Genomic DNA, 20783 nt, shown 5'->3' with positions numbered 1-20783 from the left:
ATGGGACTAATCGCCCATCAATCTCCTCTGAAGTACATTGGCGATGGGGGTCAGCGCTTATTGGTGCTATTTGCCAACAATGCGAGAACTGCCGGGGTGATTGAAACCATGGCAGTGGTTCATTCAACCTTCGAATAGGCGGCAATCGATGGTGTTGCTTTATTTGATTTAGCGATTCTAAGTCTCAGTATCGCCGATAGTGGTTCTGATACTCCGAGATTGGATCCAAGATCCAATCCAATTAGAAGGTTGATGAGATGCCTTGGTAGATGCGATGAAAGCAGAGTGGCTGCTGACAATTTGTTGGCAGCCAAAGTGGTGATTGGCGCTACCCACGCAGTCAGAAGTGGTCCAAGATGGCAAATCAGATCTGGTGGAAGCGTCCAATGCCTACCAATTGCCCCAAGCAATGTCGAAAATATAAAGAGGCCGAGGATCGCAATGGGATTCATCTCAAGTAGCATTTTTAGAAAGGGAACCGCCCAAAGACAGATCAATGGCAGCTGCATCCAATCCAATAAAAGCGAGTAATGGTACTGGGCTGGCTGTGGTTAGCACTGCAATGGTTGCTAAGTCAACCCCAGCTATTCCCGGTCCCAACCGAAGTGGTAGTGCGCCAAATTGCTTTGTGGTGCATGGCTTAGATCCAATCTGCGCCAGATCATGATGACTATCATGGTGGCCACTATTGCGATCACCCATGGCAAAAGGATACGCGCGGCAAAACTAGCTCCGCTGATGTGATCTGTAGAAAGCACCAGGACATTGGTCAGATTGAAACCTGGCAGCAGCAATGAGGCTGAATTGGCTATGAAGATCGATCCACAAGCAAAAGCTTCCTTTGGCTCTTTTGTGTCCTTGATGCATGAATCAAGGTAGGGGTTAGAAAGACCACAGAGTTATCAAGGTTGAGAATCACGGTTATGACAACCACCAGGGCCATCATTGCTATGAGAAGTACGAATCCGCTTCCTCTTATTTTGGCTGTGAAGCCGCCGATTGCCTCAAATGGACCATCGGCCGCGGCGACAACGCCAATCTAAAGTAAGCCCGATAATAATAGAAACGTTGTTCAGGTTTGATCTAGTGCATTTTGAACCAACGGGAGCGTAATTGCTTTCCGTAAGGGAGGGGTCAAGCGACCTCAATTCTTTCTTGGTCTCCCTGATTTACCTCTTGGGAGTTTCTGGTTTTCTATGTGCTTTCTCACCGTACTTCTTTACCGTCTCTAATGGGGCCCCACCACAAGACACTACCGACTATGAGGGTGACCAAAAGTGCTTCCCCCACAAAGCATCTCGGACTTCCGGGGAGTTCTTTGCCTTTGCTCTCATGGCCGATCGCGTCTTCATAGACATCACCAGTCTCGATGCCTAGCCATATCCTTGCTATATGAAGAGGTACTTGGGATGAGTCTGTGGACCCTCCTCATGGATGCGCCCAATTGATCTCTACTCTAGATGACCTCTTTTGAGCGCGATAATGGTGCTGTTGGCTGTGGTCCTTCGAATGAAAGGCCAGTTGTCTTTCTTTGATTTGGTGTGGCAGTTATTTTGTAGTGATCAGAGACCGTGTCTTTGATTTGCAATCTCAATGCTCTCGATTATGATGATCGGCCATAACCAGCCTAGATCCGCGCGCTTTGGCAATGATTTGTTGACTTTACTTGCGCCCCGCTTTCGACATTGTTGGAATAAAGTGTAGGAATGATAAGAGCATTTTTAATTGACGAAGTTGACTCTAAGGTAACGGGTTCTGTCCGTGAGATCTCTGAAGACGCGCTCCCACATGAGGGACTAGAGATCGAGGTCTTGTATTCCACACTTAATTACAAAGACGGCATGGTGATCAATGGTATTGGTAGGCTCGTTCGAAATTATCCCCATGTTCCCGGCGTTGATCTGGTAGGACGCGTCAAAGCCAGCAGCGACCCACGGTTTAATATTGGTGATGAAGTCATTGCAACCGGGTGGCGAATTGGAGAGAGCTACTGGGGAGGATACTCGACCCTTGCCAAGATAAATCCAGACTTTGCAATTCCTTTGCCTTCAAACCTCTCTCCTTTCCATTCAATGGCCCTTGGTACGGCAGGCCTTTCGGCTATGTTGGCAATCATGGCATTAGAGAGTCTCGGCCTTTCTCCAGATTCAAGTGATAAGCCAGTCTTGGTTACAGGTGCAGCAGGAGGCGTGGGCTCGATAGCAATCATCGCTCTTCATCAACTCGGATATAAAGTAGCGGCCTCAACCGGACGCATGAGTGAGACCGAATACCTAAAGGGCCTCGGGGCAGATGAGATAGTCCCCAGACAGGAACTGGCCGAAGAGACCAAGCGACCTCTAGAGACAGAGCGTTGGGCCGGGGCAATTGATAACGTTGGTGGATCGACCATAGGGCGCATCCTTGGTCAAATGGTCAGTGGATCATCGATAGCATCAGTTGGTTTAGCCGGAGGTGCTGGCTTTTCATCAACGGTAATGCCATTTTTGCTCAGAGGAGTGAACATTCTCGGTATAGATTCGACCGCTTGTGCAAATTCAAGGCGCGAGATTGCTTGGAGACGACTTGGGGAGTTGATTCCAAGATCTCAGCTGGAGTCACTTACAACGATTCAGACATTAGACGACCTATCTGGCCTTGCTAGTGATATTCTTAGCGGTAAAATTCGAGGTCGTGTAGTTGTCGACGTAAAAGAGCAAGGGCACTAAGTAAATATATCGTCGACGGTCCAGGTTGGTCTTTAGGATCGATCTGGATCCAACTTGGGTTGTGTGAGCGGTTCGTAAATTAGCGCTGGAGATTAATAATTGGTTTTGTACGACCCTATTCAAATCAATGATGAGGTAACCCTCAATGAGATGATTGAGGGTTACCTAAAGCAGACGCTTTTGATTGGGCTTGTTACACAGTGGAGCAGTTCGTCTAAGGTCGTTCTTTCTACTTTGGAAGAACTTGTAAGAACCTCTCCCGATGAGATTGTGATCTTGATTGTTGATGTTGATCACAACGATTGGGCACGCAAAAGATTTTCGGTTGATTCGGTGCCAATGGTTATTCGGATGAGGGAGGGACAGGTAGCGGCAGTCTCGTTGGGAAGTCTGCCAATTAGATCTCTTGCAGCCCAACTGCGTCTATAGATTTGACAGCTTCCCGCCTAATTGGCTACCTTTAGATTTGAGTTGTGCGACGAAAATACTAGCTCTCATCGATCTACTATGGTGGGAAGTGCCACAAGCGAGAACGTAATGTAGGGTTTAGCCAACCTATTGTTACCCTAATCAAACGGACAAGAAAGATGATCTTAAAAGTTCCTTTTAGTAAAGAAATTGATGTTTACCGACGGGATCACTAATTGCAGCTAAAAGCCGCCTTGATATATGTAGATTAGACGTTGACAATGCTCTACATCAAATGTGGTTGGCAGCTCAATGCAGGGTAAAAATAGTCAAGGCGTAGATCGCGAGATTTGAATCATCAACGTTAAAAGTCGATACCTCGCGGAACCTGTTCCGCTGTAATCTCTGTCAATGATGACGCCATTGAAAATGCATATCGGTCAGTCATCCCTGCGACGTAACCAACCACCTTGTGATCGTAGTCAGGACTATCGAGGCTGATTACCCCTCTATCTTTGATCAGATTGCTAAAGAGTTGCCTATCGGAGATGAGCTTTGTGACCAGGGCGCGCAAAACCTCGATTACCTGTTCTGATTGGCGAATTGATTCGGGACGCAGATAGATGGACTCATAGTTGAATTGTCTCATTGCTCCTAGGGCAGTTGCACCTTCCTCATCCATGGCTATATATCCAGTCTTGACTGCAGTGAACACGATGGAATTTATAAAGTAGTTAAGTTGCTCAGAACGAGTTGTTCCGACCACGCGAGTAATTTTATGAGGGACATCGCACTGTCCGAGGATATGCGCATTAATAGCATCTTCTAAATCATGAGCGCAATAGGCGATTCTGTCAGCCCATGAGACAACTAGTCCTTCGGGTGTGGCGGGCTCTGGCCTTGACCAGGAATGATTTCTAATTCCATCTAGGGTCTCCTCGCAAAGGTTCAAATGCGTTAGAGTTGAGTCTGCTCCAAAGACTGCGTGATCATAGCCGTCGGGTAGGAACAAAGAGAGAGCATCTTCACTAGCGTGGCCCCCAGGACCATGGCCACAATCGTGGCCCAGAGCAATAGCCTCTGAGAGGTCGACATTAAGTCCCAACCGCTTTGAGATTGCCCTGGAAACCTGGGCAACCTCGAGGGCATGGGTCAACCTTGTTCTTTGGTGGTCAGCAGGAAAGACAAATACCTGAGTCTTGCCAGCGAGTCGCCGAAAGGAGCTCGAATGTAGAATACGGTCGCGATCTTTTTCAAAACAACTTCGATATTGATCTTGGGGTTCGACGATACGGCGGTTTCCTCCCGAATATCCCCTTGTTGCATCGGGGTTTGGCGTCCATTCAAATTCTTGGCTACGAACTTCATGGCCTACCTGAATCTTTATCTTGGAGTGAGCGTGGGCATGTACGATCTCTGGGTTTTCATTCCAGCCTTGCATGGTCTTTTCCCAAACTTGAGATCTCTCGCTATTTGTCGCTTTAGGCAATTTCTCCCCCTGGCTGTTGTAGATAGAGTATCGAGTAGTGCCGACCTAAGTGATGTTCCTTGGTGCTTATGCATTTTTCGAATCGAATTCGTCGTTTATATTTGATTTTCTCATACAACTGTGACATGGTCACAAAGGTTTATCGAGCTTCACCGATGGCCTAAATTAATATGATAGTTATCGCTTTCGTATCGTCTTTGCATCTTTGCACATGCAGGTAGACGACTTGGCTAGGGCTAATAGCACTACTTGGGTACATTCAAATGGTGATTCATGTGAAGTGACTGAACGTCATGGGGTTCGAGTTGCTTTGGTAAAAAAGTTGAACCCCTTAGATCATTTCGGACTGGCTGGTCAATTGTCTCTGGACAATTGAGGTTCGGAGTGACTTCATAAGACCAAAGAGGGGGTAATTTGTGGCCTGTCTGGCATCTTTCCTAATGATCTAAATGGGGTTTACAAAGGGTGATGACTGGTGGGCTAATATCGCCTCCACCGAAGAAAATCGTGGAATAATGGATCACGTAACTTTTAATAGAATGGTGATAAAATGAAAATCCTGGGTAAATTTCGCAATATCGTGCTTGAGCGGGGTGACGATCTGTTTTACCTGACCATGAATCGACCGCAGAGGAGAAATGCTCTCTCCCTAGATCACCTCAAGGAACTTCAAACGGGCCTAGATATTATTGGTGAGAGCGATGCCCTCGGAGTCATCATAAGCGGTGCGGGCCCGGTGTTTTCCGCTGGTCATGACTTTTCCGATATGGTAGATGCGAATCTTCCAGAGATGCGCCATCTATTGTGGACCTGCACCAAGGTTATGTTAAGCCTCGGTGAGATCCCTCAAGTGACGATGGCCAAAGTCCATGCATTGGCTACAGCGGCGGGAGCCCAACTTGTCGCCAGTTGTGACTTGGTTGTTGCGTCAACCCAGGCCGGCTTTGCTGCTCCTGGCGGTCGTGGAGGTTGGTTTTGTCACACTCCCATGGTTGCAATTTCAAGATCGATTGGCCAAAAGCGCGCTATGGAGATGTCTTTGTGCGGGGATGTCATAGATGCTAAAACAGCAGCAGAGTGGGGCTTGGTAAATAAAGTCGTAGAACCTGAGAGTTTGGATGAGGCTGCCGTGGAATTGATGCGACGCGCGACCAGAGGATCTGCGTTTTCCAAGGGTGTTGGAAAAGCTACGTTGCATAAGACCATGGAAATGAGTCTTAAAGATGCGTATGCGTTGGCGGTGGAGACGATGGCATCGATGTCCCAAAGCGCCGATGCCAAAGAAGGTATGGCTTCATTTCTCGAAAAGCGCAAGCCGAATTGGGCGAATTGCTAGCTTTTTGTTCGGATTCTTAGCGTTGAATAGGGGTTTAGTCTTTTTGGTGTGAACGTTAAGATTTTGGTCATCGTGATCTTGGAGTTGAACCTTGGATTACAAGTGGCTATGATTTCGCTATGGCATCAAAATCTCCAAAAGACCGTTATAAGAAGTTACTCGATGCAGGAAAGACCGTCTCTCGAATGTCAACCGATAGGGTTGAAGAGATCGCGCGTGATCTAATGCATCTCTCTGAGGTTCAGCGGAATCAAGCCTTAGAGCTTATAGAAGATGTGATTCAGCGCTCTAAACGAAGTACTGAGTTCTTCGCTGACACCATCCGTCACGAAGTGGAAAAGCAGGTTAATACTCTGAAACTTCCTACTAAAGAAGATTTAGTTGAAGTAACTGAGGCAATGAATCAGATAAAAGATGACGTAGTGTCGCTTTCTGCACTTCGTGAGGAGTTGCGTGGTGATGTTGTAGCACTTAGCGAAGCGGTGGCCAAACTTCTTACAAAAAGGGAGTCACACGTTGATTCTGCTAGTGATGTTGTTGTGGTTGAAGATCTTCCAATCACCCCAGACGAGGCCACGAAGGTAACAAGTAAGACACCGAGAAGAAGTCGGGCATCTAAAGCCGTCCCGACTGAAGCCGTACCGGAAGGCGAGTCAAGCGGAGACCTACCGAATCTAGATCAGTAGCGCTTTCGTATACGGTTGTGGCTTTTAGTTAAGTGCCGTTGGGCCAGCGATGAACCAACGGCACGCGCCACCCTTTTGCACTCCTATCATGTTCCTAGATGACTAAACGTAGCGCATCAATGCGACTTGACAAAGCAATGGTAGTGGAAGGTTTGGCTAGAAGTCGAGACCAAGCTATGGAATTGATAGTAGCCAATCGCGTCCGAGTCAATGGATCGATAGCCCTAAAAGCTACACGGCAGATACGGCCGAGTGACTCGGTGCATATTTTAGGGCCCAAGTCTAAATATGTGGGTCGAGGGGCCTACAAACTTCTGGGCGCACTCGATGATCTTTCGATTGATCTGAATGGGTTAACTCTAAGTGATTTCGGTTCTTCGACAGGTGGATTTACCCAGGTGGCAATCGAGCGTGGGGCAATCGCGGTTGTGGCTGTCGATGTTGGCGTTGGTCAAATGGATCAAATTGTATCCAGACATCCCAAAGTGGTCCTTTTGGAGGGTGTCAATGTTAGAAATGTCAACAGGGACGACTTCGATCTTCCCCACTTTGACATGGTCGTTGGTGATCTGAGTTTTATCTCTCTGCTAACGATCGCTGACGTGGTGAAATCAGTCTTTCTAGAGAATTCCGGAAGATTTCTGCTCTTGGTAAAGCCTCAATTTGAGTTAGATCGCAGGTCTGTTTCAAGAGGGAAAGGCGTCATAAGAGACCCTCAACTTTGGAAGGCCGCCATAATTAAAGTTGGCCAAGGGCTAGAGGAGCGACAAGCTCGAATCTTAGCAGTCGTGGCTTCGCGTATCTCCGGTGCTCAAGGAAATCGAGAGTTTTTCATCTACGGTAGTTTCGGTGATGATGAATTAGGGAAGTCTCAATTGGCCATGCTGGCCAATTTATGTGTTGATTCTCTGATCGCAGAGACAATGGGTGAAAGTGAAGAGTTACCCAGTGAGGAGTAGTCTTTGGCTTTGACCTCCAACGTGATTTTTTAACGACTAATTGATTACAGATTTCATCGAATCAATACCAGATATGGTCGGCTAAAAGTCAACATTAAATTGATATACCCTTAGCGCCTTGGTCTAGTTTGATCTTTATTAGGCGTTACAATTAATCTTTACATCTGGTAGTTGGATGTTAGGTGCCAGATGGCTACCGGAGTATGGCGTCGCTGGCGCCAGTGTGATTCATAGAGGCAAAATGTTCCCTCTGGCTTACTGAGAACTTGCCTTTTGGTCGAACTCATCTCAAAGAGCCACCCGGCATTCGAGTGGATTTAATGTGTCTTGAATTGGAAGGGATCTCCCTTGGTTTTCTAAAGACACGATCGACTCGAATGCGGATAATGCTTATTTTTCTATGAATGAGCCTGGTTCGATTAGATTCCCTTGGTGGCCTGCCAAGTTATGATTCCTCCGTCTAGGTTTTTGGCGTTGATTCCGTATCTGACCAAAAGTGCTTGGGCGCTATGTCCGCGTTGACCTACTCGACAAAAGACGATCGGATTTGGTGTGGCAATCTCGCGATATCGCTCTCTTAGCGAATTCAATGGAATGTTTTTAGCCCCGGGGATTGTACCTTGGGCAAATTCAGCTTCGTCTCGGACGTCTATCAGTTCCACGCCAGTTTCGATTGCCTCTTCGATCTCATGCCATTGAGTTGCTCTAAAGTTTCCCTCGAGTCGGTTCTCCGCGATGTATCCAATCATGTTTATTGGGTCCTTCGCGGATCCAAATTGTGGAGCATAGGCTAGTTCAAGGTCGGCCAATTCCCAGACCTTCATCTTGGTTTTGATGGCAGTTGCTATAACGTCGATCCGTTTGTCGACACCGGCGCCACCAATAATTTGAGCACCAAGGATTCGGCCATCCGAGCGGGATGCGATTACCTTAATGTGCATCTCCTCAGCGCCAGGAAAGTAGGTTGCATGAGAGTTGGGGTGGCTGTGGATACTCTCAATCTCAATGTCAGAGTGCGATAGTCGCTTTTCGTTTACCCCAGTGAGGGCAATGTTGAGCCCGAAGATCGTGACGATTGCGGTTCCCTGAGTATAGGGGTCTGCGCCTAGCCTTCCCATAATGGCATCTGCAGCCCGTCGACCTTGACGATTTGCGACATTTGCCAAGGGAACGAGGTTGGCACCAGAGTCAAAGAACTCTCGTTTTTCCACGGCGTCTCCGACGGCGAAGATTGCGGGATCATTGGTTCGAAGGTCGTCGTCAACAACTATTCCACCTCGGGTTCCGATCTCAAGACCACAGCTTTGTGCGATGGCTATGTCGGGGCGTACGCCAGCTGCCGCGATAAAGAGGTCACTTGCGATGGTTGAGCCGTCTGACAATGTTGCTACGTTGTTTTCGATTTTCTCGATCGTCGTTGAAGTGGCAATGCGAACTCCATGGCCTTGAATCTTGTCGGTCAAAAGTGCGGCCATCTCGGGATCTAAGGGTGGAAGGAGTTGGCTGGAAGCTTCGATAATAGTTACCTGTAACCCTCGATTGGAAAGATTTTCCGCCACCTCTAAGCCAATGAAGCCACCTCCAATGATTAGTGCACTTTTGGTCTTGCCTCCCAGGCGTTTGGTTATAGCTTGTACATCTTCAACAGTGCGCAACTGGAAGGCGCTCTCGATCCCAGGGATTGGCAGTGCTATGGCCTTTGCGCCTGGACTTAGAACTAGGTAGTCGTAGTCCAAAGAGGTGCCAATGCCTTTCTCGATGCCTTGTACCTCGATTTTATGTGCGTCTCGGTCGATATTTGTGGCTTCGTGCCCTACCAAAACGTCTATGTCAAATCTTGCCTTGAGGGATGCTGGGGTCTGCAGCAGGAGATCGGCTTCGTCTTGAATTACACCCCCTACGTAATAAGGTAGACCGCAGTTTGCGTATGATACGTAATTAGAGCGCTCAATGACTGTTATCCTCGCATTTGGATCCAGTCTTCTTAGGCGAGTGGCACAAGACATGCCTCCAGCTACGCCCCCAACAATTACGTAGGATTTTGGGCTAGCCGTCGTCTTTTGAGCTTCGGTATTGTTCATTTTGCTTTGTTGCTAAAGCTTGTCTGTTTGGAGCACTTTAGCAACGACTCCTTATCTGTTTAGTTAGATTTGGTCGATAATTTTTGATGAGTTGGATCCGGATTGATTGACGATAGATAAAAGTCACATTCGTGGCTTCCGTTTTAGTAACGAAAGAGCACCATGGCTAAACCTTGAGTATCACTTTCGAAGAGACAGCTCAAAGCAGAGATAATGACTCTTAAATTTGGCGCATTGCTATGCATGCGACTTGATCTAGGTCGTCTGGTTCTGCCTTCTCCCTTTGCAAGTTGGTTTTTTGGTTTTCAATTGTTGCGCTGCCTATTTTCTTTTATAATCACTATACCCCAAGGGGTATATAAGATAGGCCATTAGCCTTGTTTTATCTCAGGGAGATGCCGTTACACCACTGGTACTCCTTTAGAAACTCATTGGCTCTTTCCTCTTTGGATTCGCCGCGATCTCAAAAGGTCACTGTTTACCCAGCGATGGCGGTGCGGTGAGGTTGTTGTGCTGGCAATGCTCCGAGGTATAAATCGCTCTAGAGTTGGCATTCGACGGAGAGGCGGAGAGATGCTATGGCGACAAAGATTGAAACGATTCTTTTCTGTCATGAGGCACTAGATCAAGGCACCTTAAGCAACAGCAAGGCTGTTATGGCCACAACGGCGGTGTCTTGAAGTTGACACTTTTTGACGCTTTCGTTTGTTTGCGCTGGCACGTTGTCCGGATCCAGATGAATCTTAAACCTTAGGTATCCATTGGTGACTGTGATTACATGATATAGACAGTTAAAAAAAATCGGTGGTTTGGGGGATCGCGTTGCTCGTAGATAAATGTTTCGATAGCTCACGTTGAGATTTAGTATCGTTTCATTTTAAAATGGCCCAAAGACTATTACGAAGATCGTTTTTGTGATTTTGTGCTGGTGCTAAGTTGAGTTAAAGTTAGCAAATTTGAGGATTTGTGCGGTTTCGATTTGAAGATGACCCAGGGGTGACCCATAGGTCTCTCTACTTTCGAATGTTAGTTAAAACCTAGCCGCCAGAGGCAAACAAGTTCTTTGTAATCTGAGTCGAATTTGCTCACTGGATAGTAGTTATGTGCGAGTTCGCGTTGATAGAGTCCTAAAGGAAATAATGCTTGAATTGGCAACCTTGGTTTGCAAGTTTGCAGGTATAGGTTATTGCTAACGGTCTGAGGAAATTGCCTTGAGATTAAGTTCGGAATAACTGGGGGACTAGGACGATCTAGTCCCCCAGTTGACGCGGAGTCAATTTGGTCAACCTCTAGAAAGGTGAGCCAAAGTACCGACTAGGCCGTCAGCGGCATTCCGGCCGCAGCCCATCCTGAAGTACCATTTGCTACCGATAATGCTTCGTATCCGCGCAATGAAAGGAATTTGGCTGCCTCCATTGACCGGCTTCCGCTTGCACAGATCACAAAAATGCGCTTTGATAAAGGTATGGTCGGTAACTTGTTTGCTAGTTGACTCAATGGAATGTTTATTGCTCCCCGTACGTGTCCGGAGTCGAACTCATAGGGTTCGCGTACATCGATCAATAGGTCACCCTGGGAAAGTCCCTGTCGAAGATGGGAGATATGGGCTAGTTGCACTTGCGCTCCTTCAATTCAAATTATACCCTAGGGGGTATACTATATCCTTTGAAAATATTTCCTGCAGGCGATCTAATTGCTCGATTCCCACAGACAAAGTGACCGTCTCGTTTTCGGTTTTTAGTTGGCAAAATTAACCTTCCGGCTTAGAGCAGGCATATCAAACCGGTAACTTTGAAGAGTATTGAGTCGGTCAATCTCAATCGGAGGATAATTCCAGCTTGTATCTCAAGGTTGCTATTGCAGAATCGCCCGTAGTCTCGTGTTCTATTGGCATGGCCATGTGGTAAGGTCGTGGCGCTAGAGCACTTTGGAAGATGCGTTTTGTGAATCGGTTGAATCAACCAAGGCGAATATCTTGGTGTCTACCCAAAGAGCAAAAGCGCTTTGTCAATATTCAACTTAGTTATGCGCCCTAGTTCGTAACGGTAATTAGTGTAATAGGAGTAAGTGCCATCTTCTTTTGGGGCTGGACCCTATGTTTAACTAGGATCATCGCATTTAAATATACATAAGCGAGCGAAGTTAGTTTAAGCGGATCGTCTCGTTGATTTCCGTTGATAACAAGTAAGGTTTGATCTTGACAAATATGAATGTTAGAAACGTTCCTCAAAAGCGTATCGGAATGGTCGTACACCCCGAACGCAAGGGTGCCATTGAGGCCAGCGAATTTGTCGAGGCTTGGTGCGAGAAGGCCGGATATGAAGTTTTGAGGGTGACTAAGGCCTCTCAATGTCAGGGTCTCTCACTCGTTTTGTCGCTAGGTGGAGACGGAACGATGCTTCGCGCAATTGATCTTTGCTTGGTCTATCAGGTACCAGTCTTGGGAGTGAACTTCGGTCATCTTGGTTATCTGACCGAGATCGAGCCTCCAGAGCTTGGCAAGGCGCTAGAGAACTTTTTTGCCGGTGAGTACGAACTCGAAGAACGAATGACCCTTGATATTGAAATTTCAAGACAACCCAGAGGGACTTCGGAATCAGTTCACGAGGCGGAGCGTTTCGTGGCCTTGAACGAATTGGTGGTTGAAAAGTCGCATTCGGGAAATGTTGTAAAACTCAATGTATCGATAGCCGATACTCATTTTCTAGATTACGAAGCCGATGGCCTGATAATAGCTACTCCGACGGGCTCGACTGCTTACTCATTTTCAGCTAGAGGACCTGTAGTTTCGCCTACCCTTCGAGCGATGATCATGACACCAATATCTCCTCATATGTTATTTGATCGGGCTTTGGTTTTAGACTCCAACGAAGCCGTCGAAATTCGAGTTTTGCAAGGGCCCCATGCGACAATAATGGTCGATGGCATCAATAGGCATGTACTAGCTCCGAACGAATCTGTAAAGGTTCGTTCTTCTCTCTTGAATGCACTGGTCATCAAACTGGGCAAGCGTGACTTTCGTGTGATCCTAAAATCAAAGTTTGGACTGACTGAAAAGTCGATGGGATCGATTTTAGATTAGAAGTAATTTTGGAAGGGTATTGATCAAGCAGGTATTCAATGAGCAATTGGATTTTTCTCGAGTCACCACCACCGTTAGGGGATTGGCAATAAGATGCTTGAAGAGGTAATTGTAGAGAATCTCGGGGTGATTGAAGAGGGGCGTCTTCTTCTTGAGCCCGGAATGAATGTTATTTCAGGGGAGACAGGCGCCGGCAAAACAATGGTTGTGGGTGCAATTTCGATTGCAACTGGGGCCAAGGCTGATGCTCGTTGGGTAAGAGTTGGAGCCCAAGAGGCGAGCGTTTCTGCTCGTTTTAGCACTCCAGAGGGCGAATTTATCCTTTCGCGAACAATCTTGGCATCTGGCAGGTCTCGCTCTTACATCAATGGAAAGATGGCCTCAATAGGCGAACTTTCAACCCTGGGATCATCACTGTTGGATATTCATGGACAACATGACTCAATGAAGCTGGTCTCACTCGGTGCTCAAGGGGAGATCTTGGATCGATTCGGCGGGATTGATACCGTTCTAAAGCGATCCCTCGAGGTTCAACTTGGTACTGCCAAGAGATCTTTGGCCGAACTAGAGGCAAATAGTGTCTCACGTAATCGGGAATTAGCAATAGTAGAGTTTCAGATTCGTGAGATCGAAAAGATCAAATTGGCGACCGATGACGAAGATTTGCTCCTTGAAGAAGAGCTTGATTCGCTGGAACAAGTTGAAGAATATAGAGAACTATTTGGTTCGATGATTGAACTTTTGGAGCCTTCCGAAGGTGATTCCGCAAGGCATAATTCATATTCGTCACTTGCTCGACGTGGAGGTAAGCTGCGAGGGCTAGAAGCAATCTCTGCTCGTCTTGAGGCGCTAGAGCTCGAGGTAAGGGATCTCACGGAAGAGATTAAAGGCCGCATGGATGGCCTCGAAGCTAATGCGGATCGAGTGGGAGAGATCCGTAGTCGTCTGGTTGTTTTGCGTGATATAAAACGTAAGTATGGCCCCAGCTTGCCTGAGGTCTTTAGCTTGTATGACTCCCTAATTCAAAGTAGAGATCATCTACAAGGACAACTCCCATCACCAGAAGAGCTAGAGTCTGAAATTGCGACTCTAGAGTCGGAGTTCCTTGCCGTCTGTAAGTCGATCAAAGATGCCAGAACAGCATCAGCGCGACTTCTTGAGAGCGGATTGAATGCGCTATTTCCTAAGCTAGCCCTTGGTCGTGCAACTTGTGAAGTCGCCCTTTCAGAGTCGATAGATGGATCACCAATTCATTTTCTATTTACGCCTAACCCAGGACAAGCCAAGATCGATATTGCAAAATTCGCATCGGGCGGCGAACTCTCACGCTTTATGCTGGCAATAACTCTACTGGCTGGAGCAGAGTGCGACACTCAACTATTCGATGAGGTTGATGCGGGCGTAGGAGGAAAATCGGCAATTGAAGTTGCTAGTTCCTTGGTTGAGCTCTCGACTAAGAGACAGGTCATTGTAGTGACCCACTTGCCTCAAGTTGCAGCCTTTGCGGGTAGCCATTTCGTGATCACAAAGGACACAAATGATTTCAAAAGTCGAACCCGAATTGAAAAGGTGGAGGGTGCTTCGAGAGAGATCGAGATCGCTCGCATGTTATCTGGCTCTTCGGACTCTCAATTGGCGAAAGAACATGCTAGAGAACTGATCTCGCGATATTCTTCGAAGTGATTATGAACATAAAATCCGCGAATTTAGATTCGTATTTTGGCAGATTGAATTGGAATTATCTATGGTTGTCAGCGGGTAGGCTGTTTTTGGAGAAAAGTTTGTTTTGAAAGGTTGGCGAAGGGTTTTTGGCGAAACACATTTTCGTAACTGGTGGTGTTGCGTCCTCTTTAGGTAAAGGTCTTACGGCTTCCTCGCTTGGAAGGTTGCTAAAGGCAAGAGGACTGCGGGTAGTTATGCAAAAATTGGATCCCTACATCAATGTAGATCCAGGTACGATGAATCCCTTCGAACATGGTGAAGTCTTTGTTACCGAGGACGGTTCCGAGACAGATCTCGATTTAGGCCATTACGAAAGATTTATCGATGTAAACCTCAAGAAGAATTCCTCTATCACTACAGGATCTATCTATTCTTCCGTAATTGCTCGAGAGCGACGTGGAGATTATCTTGGCAAGACGGTCCAGGTAATTCCTCACGTAACCGATGAGATTAAGTCACGCGTTTTGACTTTGGCTACAGATGATGTAGATATTGTCATCACAGAGGTCGGTGGAACAGTGGGTGACATAGAAATTCTTCCATTTTTGGAGGCTATTCGTCAATTCCGTAAGGAAGTTGGCCGTGATAATGTCTGCTATGTTCATCTAACATTGGTTCCTTCTATTGGACCTAATGGTGAGCAGAAGACAAAGCCGACCCAACATTCAGTCACTGAACTTCGCTCACGAGGTATTCAGCCAGATGTTATCGTATGTCGAACCACAGATGACCTCTCGGATGCTCTCAAGTCAAAGATTTCGATGCTTTGTGACGTTCCAAAAGATGCGGTCATTTCAGCTGCCGACGTCCCAAACATCTACGAACTGCCCATCTCTCTTCACAAGGAGGGGCTCGATAACTATATTATCAACCTCCTTAGAATCGAAAATGTTGGCTTTGAAGTCAATCTAGGATCATGGCTGGACCTAGTCGCCAAGTCGTCGCACCTTTCATCAAGCGTTAAGATTGGCATCATAGGTAAATATATAAATCTCACCGATGCATACCTATCGGTCGTTGAAGCATTGCGACACGGAGGAATCTTTCACGGCGTTGCAATTGATCTAGAGTGGATACATGCCGAAGAGGTGACTCCAATGCTCGCAGAGTCCATGCTTGGCCATCTCTCTGGGATTGTAATTCCAGGTGGATTTGGTGAACGTGGGGTCGAGGGTAAAATCGCTGCAGCCGGCTTTGCCCGTGAAGCGAACATTCCATGTCTTGGCTTGTGTCTTGGTCTTCAAACTATGGTTATTGACTATGCCAGGAACGTAGCGGGATTGGATAGGGCACATTCAAGAGAGTTTAAGTCCGATACGCCTCATCCTGTTATCGACTTGATGGAAGAGCAACGTGGCATCACAAATTTGGGTGGTACGATGCGCCTTGGAGCTTATGTTGCGCGACTAACTCCGGGCACGAAGGTTGCGAGCGCTTACGGCGAGACGATCGTCTCTGAGCGTCATCGCCATCGATTTGAATTCAATTCACGGTATCGGAAGCGGCTCGAAGAGGCCGGATTAGTCTGTTCCGGCGAGTCGCCCGATGGGTCTTTGGTTGAGTTTATAGAACTTCCAAATCATCCTTTTTGGATTGGTACTCAAGCTCACCCAGAATTTAAGAGCAGGCCAGATCGGCCTCACCCCCTCTTTCGTGAGTTTGTAAACGCTGCAGTTCAAATACGTTAGTATATTTTGAGTTGAAAGGGAACTGATAGGTTGTTCGAGATCGACCCTGACCTAAGTGAAGTGCGCTACGAAGGCTCATTTCTTAAGCTAGAGACGGTGGCTTACCGTAGCTCTGATGGATCCACCCTATTTCGTGATATAGTACGACATCCCGGAGCGGTAGTTATCATTCCTTACGACGCTAGTCGAGATGAGGTGCTTCTTATAGAGCAGTTTCGGGTCGCTCTTGGACGAGATGTTATAGAATTGCCGGCGGGTAAACGCGATGTTTTGGGAGAAGACCCCCTCGATTGCGCACGTAGGGAGTTGATGGAAGAGTTGGGCCTTGATGCGCAGTCGATGGTGCTCCTATCCACTTTCTACAATACGCCTGGATTTTGTGATGAGTTAACCTATCTGTTTTTGGCAAGAGGATTGCGACAAGGTGAGATATCTCCACAAGGTGCCGAAGAGACCGCTGCGGTCTTTCGATCCATATCGCTAAATGACTTTGAGGACCACATCACAAAGGGGACGATTTGTGACGCTAAGACGATAATCGGCCTCTATTCCTTGGCCTCGTATCTCAAGACTACGGTCGATGAGCAAGTCTATGTTGACGACTTTGAACTCGATCGATTTCGCCCACTTTAGTTGGCCAAAATCGATCGATTTCGCGCCTTTTTGGTCCGTAGTTGATAACGGATCTCATGTAGTGTAAGAATCAGCCTGTAAGTTGTATTTAACCAAGGTAAACGAGTGGTTAACTTTGTTTTTTAGCGTAATTGCTCAGTCTTTTTTGCCTATAGTCACTGGTTGTTTGAGAAAATCTTATCCGACTCCCATCCTCTAGAGTTGCCTGATAATCTTCTTTTATGCAAGAGTCAGTTTCCTTTGAGAGTATTCGTGGTCAACTTGGTTCGTTGACCCTTGGGGGGTTACTCCGTGATCGGGCTATCAACTTTCGCGATGCTACCTATCTAGATCAATTACACCCAACCCGAAACGGTAAAGAGGTTTGTACATTTTCTCAGTTGAAGCACCGAGCAGATCAGATCTCTAGCGCATTGATTGATCGCGGTTACAGGGCTGGCGACTCTATTGCGATTGCAGGCGTCAATTCTATTGATTGGGTGGCTGTCTTTCTCGGTGTTACCCAGGTGGGTATGGTCTTGGTAACATTGAACGTTAGATATAGGCGTGAGGAGCTTTCCTATATGCTTGAGACATCTCAAGCGCGGATCGCAATTACTCCGGCGACCAACCAAGGCTTTAATCTAGCTGAGCTATATGGGGAGCTACTACAAGAACTACCGCTCCTTGACGACGTGATCTTCTTCGATGATGAGGTCGATGTTGGCCATAGCTTTTCACTCCTCAGAGATTCCTTTGTCAATGAGTCGATCGACGAATGGATTGAGGGGGTTAAGCCTCTAGATCCTGCCGTGATTTTGTTTACATCTGGAACCACTGGTCGACCCAAGGGAGCGACCATTACCCATAGATCTATAATTGCTTCGGCCTGGGCTCAAGCAGAGCATTTTGGGATTGGTTCGGGCGACTCCATGGCAGGTCATATGCCATTTAATCATGTCGGGGGATTGACTTGTACTTTGATTACCTCAATGATTGGTGCATCGAGGATACATCTTATGGAGACATTTTCGCCCAAGGGCGCGATAGAGATGATCAGCACTGAACGCCTTACTTCGTTTTCTGGCGTTCCTACGATGTTCAATCTTATCTTGGCGGATCCCTCTTTTGCTTCGATAGATACTTCATGCGTCCGCTATGTCGTTGTAGGTGGATCAAATGTCGATCCAACCCTTGCAAGCGAGATAGCAGCCGCATTTCCTAAGGCCACAATTCACAACCTTTATGGCCTTTCAGAGACTTCGGGTGCGTGCATAATTTCCCCACTCGGTGACTCCTTGGCTTTAGTCTCGACCACGCTAGGCAGTGCAATTGGAGACTTCCGACTCAAAGTCGTCGACGATGCGGGTCTTGACGTTGGAATTGATAGCGATGGTGAGTTATGTGTTTCAGGCGACTGCGTGGTCTTGGGATACTGGAAGGATTCGCTAAATACTGCTTCGATGAAAGATTCAGAGGGTTGGTTGCGCACCGGAGACATTGTGCAGATTACCTTCGACGGACACGTAGTTTTGCGAGGGCGAAAGAAGGAGATGTTCATTCAGGGAGGTTTTAATGTCTATCCGGTCGAGGTCGAGAATGTCCTAGCGAAGTACCCCGACGTGGCACTAGTAGCGGGCATTGGGGTTGCGGATTCTATTCTTGGTGAGGTTGGACGCTACTACATCGTTCCAAAACATGGATCCAATATAGATCTCTTTGGGTTGGCCCAATTTGCCAAAGAGCGGCTAGCAAGTTATAAACTTCCAGTTGAGTATGTCATTGCCGAGTCTTTGCCTTTTACACCGGTGGGCAAGATCCAAAAGTCAATTCTCAAAGACGTTATTACCGCACCTGTAATTAGAACCAAATAGCGCTGGCTGTGTCTGCTTTCCTGTTTGAAGGAGTAGCTTTTGGGGCTGAATCAAGGTTGAAGTTACTCGAGGGAAGAATTAGGCGGTTGGAAACCTTGCAATGGCCGTTGACTTTAGTTGGCTTACTCGTTCTCATCTGTCAAAGCGCTATCGTCCTATCATTATCTGAAATGAGCTTGATAAGGGTTATTTCGATTAATTTTTTTAGCGCTCTGGAGTAGTGGTCCAGACAAGGTCTCTCCTTTTTGTCTCCAATTGTCGAATTAGCGGTCCCGTTTCTTTCTATAACCGAACGAATTATCTCGTTTGGTTTTAGGTCCCTCTAAATCTGCTACTTACCGTGAGCTTTAATCTAAAGCGAAACCGAGTTGGGCTAATCGTCAAGGTTGTTTTACGGCTCGGATTAGGTGCAATTAAGTGCTATTTTCAAACGTTACACAACGAACTCGATCACCACACTTCGATGCTTGAAAGATGACCTTGATGAATAGGTAATCTAGATCTTGGACTCGTTGAGCCTCTCGTTGGATGCAAGATTTTGAAGATTCATAGAAATTGCACCTAAGAGAATTCCGCTCCTAGTCTCATTAAGCGCGGAGTGATTTTTAATTTACCCTCCGAAGTGTCCCTAGACCATGGGTGGCGACAAGGGTGACAAAAATTGCATTGCATCCATCAAAAGTTGCGAGAGAGACCGCCAGCAGATCGCCTTGAGAAGAAAGCTAGCAAGCCCAACAGCTGACTTATTGAAATTGAGGTGCAAGTTAGCAATAAATATTTTGCATTTGGCTCACTCCTAGCTAATCAATCACCTCGATCGTGCCAAATTAGGTCGGCTAATTGCTTGGCGGTGTCCTAGAGTTGGGAACTTGATTGATGATTTTTCTATTAGGCGATGACTAGTTCGCAAATTGCGGATTTCTCCCTACTACGTTGCTTAGGGGTTCGAACTCTTTTTTGAGTTCCCGTCACCAGAAGAAGACACAGAGCTTCCTTGGTTATGGCCAATCAGCCAACAGTCATTGAACAGGGCGGATATTTCGAAAGAGGCTCGTGTGAGTCTTGATGACACAAAGTTCTTGAGGTTGAACCTATCGATAACTGTTCGTGGTTTAAAAAAATTCTTATCCGAAAGGGCTTATCCAGTGAAATTGTCTGCTAAGTTATATATTTCACTTCGGGAAACGCGGACGGTGAGTTCGTAGTGACGAAGGCCGCGACTTCGGTTGGTATAAAAGCCTGCTGAAGTCCAACGGAAACACTTTTGTAGCGAAAGTGAAAGCTAGTAGTTAGCTAAAGCCTTAGATATGATTTATCTATCAAAAGGACAAGCTAACTGCTAAAAGCTAACACCTAGCTATATAAGGGCCGCTCCTTGACAACGAAATAGGATGAGAAGCATAGCTAAATGAGATTCATATAGCGTGCATTCGAATTACAGCCAGTTTTGGTCTGTTGAACGACTTTCATATCTACAGAGTCGTAACGACTTAATAGGTGAGCCTAAAGCAACTAACTGATAAGTATCAAATAACTTAGGTACTTACTAGCCAAAGCCAAAGACACATATCACCTCTTAGAGAAACGAAGACACCTGTTCTTATGAATTCGATCAACAACTTCTAAACAAGTACAGACCTAATCAATTCAAAAATTTTGAGAAACTCAAAAAAACAGTAATTAGCTTGAATTAAGCTTTTTCATCAATTTCGATGGAGAGTTTGATCCTGGCTCAGGACGAACGCTGGCGGCGTGCTTAACACATGCAAGTCGAACGGTTTATAAGGGCTTGCCCTTATAGATAGTGGCGAACGGGTGCGTAACACGTGAGCAACCTGCCCCAAAGTTTGGAATAACACCGGGAAACCGATGCTAATACCAAATATGCTCACACTATCACAAGATAGAGTGAGGAAAGTTTTTCGCTTTGGGAGGGGCTCGCGGCCTATCAGCTTGTTGGTGAGGTAACGGCTCACCAAGGCATCGACGGGTAGCTGGTCTGAGAGGACGATCAGCCACACTGGGACTGAGACACGGCCCAGACTCCTACGGGAGGCAGCAGTGGGGAATATTGCGCAATGGGCGAAAGCCTGACGCAGCAACGCCGCGTGGAGGATGAAGGCCTTAGGGTCGTAAAC

General features: G+C 46.8%; 16 protein-coding genes and 1 rRNA gene. 12 read left to right on the top strand and 5 right to left on the bottom strand.

Going from position 1 to position 20783, the window contains the following annotated elements; all coding sequences use genetic code 11:
• Positions 1-119: 119 nt before the first annotated feature.
• The gene (locus AXFE_RS10815) at positions 120-452 is read right to left on the bottom strand and encodes a hypothetical protein (protein WP_152626037.1); all 333 of its coding nucleotides are present in this window, start codon (positions 450-452) and stop codon (positions 120-122) included.
• Between the two features lies 1 nt (position 453).
• Complete coding sequence (locus AXFE_RS10810; protein WP_052605873.1) at positions 454-702, bottom strand: hypothetical protein; 249 nt, start codon at positions 700-702, stop codon at positions 454-456.
• A 411-nt stretch (positions 703-1113) separates the two neighbouring features.
• Here AXFE_RS10810 and AXFE_RS10805 point away from each other — a divergent pair, with 411 nt between their 5' ends.
• The 3 genes from AXFE_RS10805 (at position 1114) to AXFE_RS10795 (ending at position 3137) form a co-directional block, all read left to right on the top strand.
• Positions 1114-1377 (top strand): hypothetical protein, encoded by a 264-nt coding sequence (locus AXFE_RS10805; protein ID WP_052605872.1) that lies wholly within the window; start codon positions 1114-1116, stop codon positions 1375-1377.
• A gap of 329 nt (positions 1378-1706) precedes the next feature.
• Positions 1707-2708, top strand: a complete 1002-nt coding sequence (locus tag AXFE_RS10800; protein ID WP_052605871.1) for an MDR family oxidoreductase — start codon at positions 1707-1709, stop codon at positions 2706-2708.
• A 99-nt stretch (positions 2709-2807) separates the two neighbouring features.
• Positions 2808-3137 (top strand): thioredoxin domain-containing protein, encoded by a 330-nt coding sequence (locus AXFE_RS10795; protein WP_052605870.1) that lies wholly within the window; start codon positions 2808-2810, stop codon positions 3135-3137.
• 343 nt (positions 3138-3480) lie between these two features.
• Here the strand turns inward: AXFE_RS10795 and AXFE_RS10790 are convergent, their stop codons facing one another.
• Positions 3481-4557 carry an HD domain-containing protein gene (locus tag AXFE_RS10790; protein ID WP_052605884.1) on the bottom strand — a complete coding sequence of 359 codons (1077 nt, stop codon included), beginning with the start codon at positions 4555-4557 and terminating at the stop codon, positions 3481-3483.
• Positions 4558-5164: 607 nt separating this feature from the next.
• On the opposite strand from AXFE_RS10790, the gene AXFE_RS10785 reads away from it, so the two are divergent.
• The 3 genes from AXFE_RS10785 to AXFE_RS10775 all read left to right on the top strand — a co-directional run bounded on the left by AXFE_RS10785 (position 5165) and on the right by AXFE_RS10775 (position 7586).
• Positions 5165-5941 carry an enoyl-CoA hydratase-related protein gene (locus AXFE_RS10785; RefSeq protein WP_052605883.1) on the top strand — a complete coding sequence of 259 codons (777 nt, stop codon included), beginning with the start codon at positions 5165-5167 and terminating at the stop codon, positions 5939-5941.
• Positions 5942-6060: 119 nt separating this feature from the next.
• Positions 6061-6627 carry a hypothetical protein gene (locus AXFE_RS10780; RefSeq protein WP_052605869.1) on the top strand — a complete coding sequence of 189 codons (567 nt, stop codon included), beginning with the start codon at positions 6061-6063 and terminating at the stop codon, positions 6625-6627.
• A gap of 119 nt (positions 6628-6746) precedes the next feature.
• Positions 6747-7586: a TlyA family RNA methyltransferase gene (locus AXFE_RS10775; protein ID WP_052605868.1), complete on the top strand. Its 840-nt coding sequence runs from the start codon at positions 6747-6749 to the stop codon at positions 7584-7586.
• A 419-nt stretch (positions 7587-8005) separates the two neighbouring features.
• Here AXFE_RS10775 and AXFE_RS10770 read toward each other — a convergent pair whose 3' ends face one another.
• Together AXFE_RS10770 and AXFE_RS10765 are read right to left on the bottom strand one after the other, a co-directional pair.
• Positions 8006-9667: an FAD-dependent oxidoreductase gene (locus AXFE_RS10770; protein ID WP_052605867.1), complete on the bottom strand. Its 1662-nt coding sequence runs from the start codon at positions 9665-9667 to the stop codon at positions 8006-8008.
• Positions 9668-10981: 1314 nt separating this feature from the next.
• A complete protein-coding gene (locus AXFE_RS10765; protein WP_052605866.1) occupies positions 10982-11284 on the bottom strand; it encodes a rhodanese-like domain-containing protein in 303 nt (100 codons plus the stop codon).
• Between the two features lie 589 nt (positions 11285-11873).
• Between AXFE_RS10765 and AXFE_RS10760 the strand changes: the two genes are divergently transcribed.
• From AXFE_RS10760 to AXFE_RS10735, 6 genes are all read left to right on the top strand, one after another.
• On the top strand, positions 11874-12749 hold the full coding sequence (locus tag AXFE_RS10760; RefSeq protein ID WP_052605865.1) for an NAD(+)/NADH kinase: 876 nt from the start codon (positions 11874-11876) through the stop codon (positions 12747-12749).
• Between the two features lie 93 nt (positions 12750-12842).
• Positions 12843-14432 (top strand): DNA repair protein RecN, encoded by a 1590-nt coding sequence (locus tag AXFE_RS10755; protein WP_052605864.1) that lies wholly within the window; start codon positions 12843-12845, stop codon positions 14430-14432.
• A 125-nt stretch (positions 14433-14557) separates the two neighbouring features.
• On the top strand, positions 14558-16159 hold the full coding sequence (locus tag AXFE_RS10750; RefSeq protein ID WP_052605863.1) for a CTP synthase: 1602 nt from the start codon (positions 14558-14560) through the stop codon (positions 16157-16159).
• 30 nt (positions 16160-16189) lie between these two features.
• The gene (locus AXFE_RS10745) at positions 16190-16792 is read left to right on the top strand and encodes an NUDIX hydrolase (protein ID WP_052605862.1); all 603 of its coding nucleotides are present in this window, start codon (positions 16190-16192) and stop codon (positions 16790-16792) included.
• A gap of 221 nt (positions 16793-17013) precedes the next feature.
• Positions 17014-18645 (top strand): class I adenylate-forming enzyme family protein, encoded by a 1632-nt coding sequence (locus AXFE_RS10740; RefSeq protein WP_052605861.1) that lies wholly within the window; start codon positions 17014-17016, stop codon positions 18643-18645.
• 1709 nt (positions 18646-20354) lie between these two features.
• Positions 20355-20783: ribosomal RNA gene (locus tag AXFE_RS10735) — 16S ribosomal RNA — on the top strand; the annotation flags it as partial.

Origin of the sequence: Acidithrix ferrooxidans (assembly GCF_000949295.1) — a bacterium.
Taxonomy (GTDB): Bacteria; Actinomycetota; Acidimicrobiia; order Acidimicrobiales; family Acidimicrobiaceae; genus Acidithrix; species Acidithrix ferrooxidans.
Note: the sequence above shows the minus strand (reverse complement) of the source record. Positions and strands in the feature narration are given on the sequence as shown.

Excerpts from the sequence above, each read along its gene's own strand:
- AXFE_RS10770 (WP_052605867.1), bottom strand. The coding sequence starts at position 9,667 with ATGAACAATACCGAAGCTCAAAAGACGACGGCTAGCCCAAAATCCTAC.
- AXFE_RS10810 (WP_052605873.1), bottom strand. The coding sequence starts at position 702 with ATGGGTGATCGCAATAGTGGCCACCATGATAGTCATCATGATCTGGCG.
- AXFE_RS10815 (WP_152626037.1), bottom strand. The coding sequence starts at position 452 with ATGAATCCCATTGCGATCCTCGGCCTCTTTATATTTTCGACATTGCTT.
- AXFE_RS10780 (WP_052605869.1), top strand. The coding sequence starts at position 6,061 with ATGGCATCAAAATCTCCAAAAGACCGTTATAAGAAGTTACTCGATGCA.
- AXFE_RS10740 (WP_052605861.1), top strand. The coding sequence starts at position 17,014 with ATGCAAGAGTCAGTTTCCTTTGAGAGTATTCGTGGTCAACTTGGTTCG.
- AXFE_RS10755 (WP_052605864.1), top strand. The coding sequence starts at position 12,843 with ATGCTTGAAGAGGTAATTGTAGAGAATCTCGGGGTGATTGAAGAGGGG.
- AXFE_RS10775 (WP_052605868.1), top strand. The coding sequence starts at position 6,747 with ATGCGACTTGACAAAGCAATGGTAGTGGAAGGTTTGGCTAGAAGTCGA.
- AXFE_RS10760 (WP_052605865.1), top strand. The coding sequence starts at position 11,874 with ATGAATGTTAGAAACGTTCCTCAAAAGCGTATCGGAATGGTCGTACAC.
- AXFE_RS10790 (WP_052605884.1), bottom strand. The coding sequence starts at position 4,557 with ATGCAAGGCTGGAATGAAAACCCAGAGATCGTACATGCCCACGCTCAC.
- AXFE_RS10800 (WP_052605871.1), top strand. The coding sequence starts at position 1,707 with ATGATAAGAGCATTTTTAATTGACGAAGTTGACTCTAAGGTAACGGGT.